Origin of the sequence: Trinickia sp. (assembly GCF_051954495.1) — a bacterium.
Classification (GTDB): domain Bacteria; phylum Pseudomonadota; class Gammaproteobacteria; order Burkholderiales; family Burkholderiaceae; genus Trinickia.
Map to the genome: position 1 here is coordinate 1 of NZ_JBQCHR010000132.1, position 2,926 is coordinate 2,926.

Here is a 2,926-nt window from a genome sequence, read left to right on the forward strand (position 1 = left end):
ATAGCGTCATGTTCACTCTCCCGCGAGGTTGGCCGAAGGCTGCGCCTGCGCGCCGACGCCCGGCGCGGCCTCTCGATCGTCCGGCGCCGTGGCCTGCGCACCGCCTCCGAGCTCCTTCGCCAAACGGCGATCGAGCAAGTAGAGCCGTACGCTGTGAATGACGAACGCCCCGAGCGCGGTCGGCATGCCCCAGACCGCCACGTGCATCGGGGCGACCACGATGCCGGCCTCTTTCAGGAACGTGACCATCAGCACGATGGCGCCGAACGCGACGAAAATGTCTTCGCCGAAGAACAAGCCAATGTTGTCAGTCGCCGCGGAAAACGCACGAAGCTTGTAGCGCACCGCGTCGGAAATCTTGCCGTAGCGTGTTTCGGTCGCCCCTTCGGCCATCGGCGCGAGCAGCGGCCGCACCATTTGCGGGTGCCCGCCGAGCCCGGTCAAGCCGACGGCGGCGGTCAACTCGCGCACGAGCAGATAGACGATCAGCAGGCGCCCGGCCGTCGCGGCCTTGATGCCCGCGATCCAGATCTGCGCGCGCTCTCGCAGGCCGTGTCGTTCGAGCAGGCCGATGACGGCTAGCGGCAGGAGAATGATGAGCGGAATGTTGCGCGTTTTCAGAAAGCCGGTGCCGATCGCGGCCAGGATTTTATCGAGCGGGAAGTGCGCGCAAAGCGGCGTGACGATCGCCGCGACCGCGACGATCAACATGGGATTAAAGCGTAAGAGGAAGCCGACGATGATGACGGCTACGCCTAGTAACGGCCATAGGTTGGTCTGCATAGGTTTGTCTCCTGGTTGATCTTGACGCTCGCTTATGGCGCTCGCGCCGGTCCGATGCAACATTCAATGCGCTTCGTGGCGCTTATCGTTTTGGTGAATCGATACGTTAATACGTCGATACGTCGATACGTCGATACCTCAGTGAGCCAACGCCGAGGCGGCGCTCACGCCGATCCCGTTCTCGTCGAGCGTGCGGCGCAGCTTTTGTGCGAACGCCAACGCGTGCGGGCCGTCGCCGTGCAGGCACAGTGTGCGCACGTTAAGCGACACCCAGTCGCCCGTCACGGCGCGCACGCGCTTGTCGCGCACCATCGAAAGCACGTGATCGAGCATCTCTTGTTCGTCGTCGATGAGCGCGCCGGGCTCGCTGCGCGGCACGAGCGAGCCGTCGTCGCGATACCCGCGATCGGCGAATCCTTCCTCGATCGCCACGAGCCCGGCGTCCCGCGCGATCGAAATGAAACCGCTGTTCGCGAGGCCGAAGACCGCAACCGACGGGTCGAAGTCGTGCACGGCCGAGATGACGGCGTGCGCGATGTCCGGATCGCGCGCGGCTTGGTTATAGAGCGCGCCATGCGGCTTGAGATGGGCGACCCGCACACCCTCGGCCTGCGCGATCGCCGAGAGCGCGCCGAGCTGATACAGAATGCCGGCGTAGATATCGTCGGGCGGCAGATGCATTTCCTTGCGCCCGAAATTGGCCGGATCGTGAAAGCTCGGGTGCGCGCCGATGGCCACGCCATGCCGCACGGCCAGGCGCACGCAATCGCGCATGGCGTTCGCGCCGCCCGCGTGCCAACCGCACGCGATGTTCGCCGAACTGACGAGACCGAGCAGCGCTTCGTCAGCGTCGCCGCCTTCGCCCAGATCGGCGTTCAAATCGATGTTCATGACTACCTCGTTCCCAATCTTCAAGCGGCGCGTGCGGCACGCTGCATCCGCTCTTCATGCATGGCGATCGCGGCATCGATTTGCCGCAGATACGCGTGTTCCTCCGCGAGCGCATGACGCGCTTCTTCGCGCGTCGAACGCACGAAGCGCACCGCGCCGCCTAGCCGAACCTGCGCGAGCTTCCATAGATCGGCCGCGATGACGACGCCGATGCGGGGATAGCCGCCCGTCGTTTGCGCATCGGCCATCAGCACAATGGGCTGGCCGTTGCCCGGAACCTGAATCGTGCCCGGCAGCACGGCGTGCGAGAGCAGTTCCGTTTCATGCTCGCGCGAGAGGGCTGTCCCGGCCAGCCGGTAACCCATGCGATTGCTGTTCGGGGTGACGCACCATTCATCGGACCAGAACGCCGCGCGCGCTTTTTCGTCGAACGCGTCGTATTCGGGCCCTCGCAGCACGCGAATCGACATGGCGCGTTCGGCGCCCGCCGCATGCCTGCCGCGGCGCGCCGGCTCGTGAGCGACCTGCGCGAAGCGGCACAGCTGCGGCGCCTTGACGCCGAACGCGGGCGCCCCGACGGCCAGTGCGCGGCCTTGACCCGTCGGGGCGGCGCCTGTGGGCAGGCGGTCGCCGTCTCGCAGCTGGCGGCCGCCGAGCCCGCCGAAACTCGCGCCCATATCGGTGCTGCGCGAGCCGAGCACCGGGAGGACGTCGACTCCGCCGCCGACACATACGTAGCCGCGCATCCCGCGTATCGGGCCCTGCAAAACCAATTCTTGCCCGGGGCGCACGGGCAGGCTCCACCAAGGGTGCACTCGCGCGCCGTCCAGCGTTGCATTGAATTGCGCGCCGGTGATCGCGATGCGCAGCGGCTGTGTGAAACGCAGCATCGCGGGCCCGACGGTCACCTCGATCGCCGCCGCGTGCGGCGCGTTCCCCACGAGCCGGTTGCCGACTTCAAGCGCGAGCGCATCGAGCGCGCCGGCTTGCGCGACGCCGAGATGCCGATACCCGGTGCGGCCAAGATCCTGAACCGACGTAAGCAGGCCGGCGCGCAGCACATCGATCATCGGTCGACCTCCGACACGGTAAATCGGACGCGGTCGCCCGGCTGCAGCAGTGCGGGCGGATTGCGGGCCGGGTCGAACAGCGTCGCGTCGGTACGGCCGATCAACTGCCAGCCACCTGGCGAGACCGCCGGATAGACGCCCGTTTGCGCCCCGCCGATGCCGACCGACCCGGCCGGCACTTC

4 protein-coding genes are annotated in these 2,926 nt (G+C 66.9%); all 4 read right to left on the bottom strand.

Translation table 11 applies throughout. From position 1 onward, the window contains the following. Positions 1 to 12 precede the first annotated feature (12 nt). Complete coding sequence (locus tag ACTHNR_RS18490) at positions 13 to 783, bottom strand: DUF969 domain-containing protein (protein ID WP_440549115.1); 771 nt, start codon at positions 781 to 783, stop codon at positions 13 to 15. Positions 784 to 921: 138 nt separating this feature from the next. Next, positions 922 to 1,674, bottom strand: coding sequence for a 5-oxoprolinase subunit PxpA (gene pxpA, locus ACTHNR_RS18495; protein ID WP_440549116.1), 753 nt, complete (start codon positions 1,672 to 1,674; stop codon positions 922 to 924). A 20-nt stretch (positions 1,675 to 1,694) separates the two neighbouring features. Then, entirely contained in the window at positions 1,695 to 2,744 is a 1,050-nt protein-coding gene (locus tag ACTHNR_RS18500) for a biotin-dependent carboxyltransferase family protein (RefSeq protein WP_440549117.1), read from the bottom strand. Beyond that, positions 2,741 to 2,926, bottom strand: a 186-nt coding sequence (locus tag ACTHNR_RS18505) for a carboxyltransferase domain-containing protein (RefSeq protein WP_440549118.1), incomplete at its 5' end; no start/stop codon positions are given. The genes ACTHNR_RS18505 and ACTHNR_RS18500, both read right to left, overlap by 4 nt.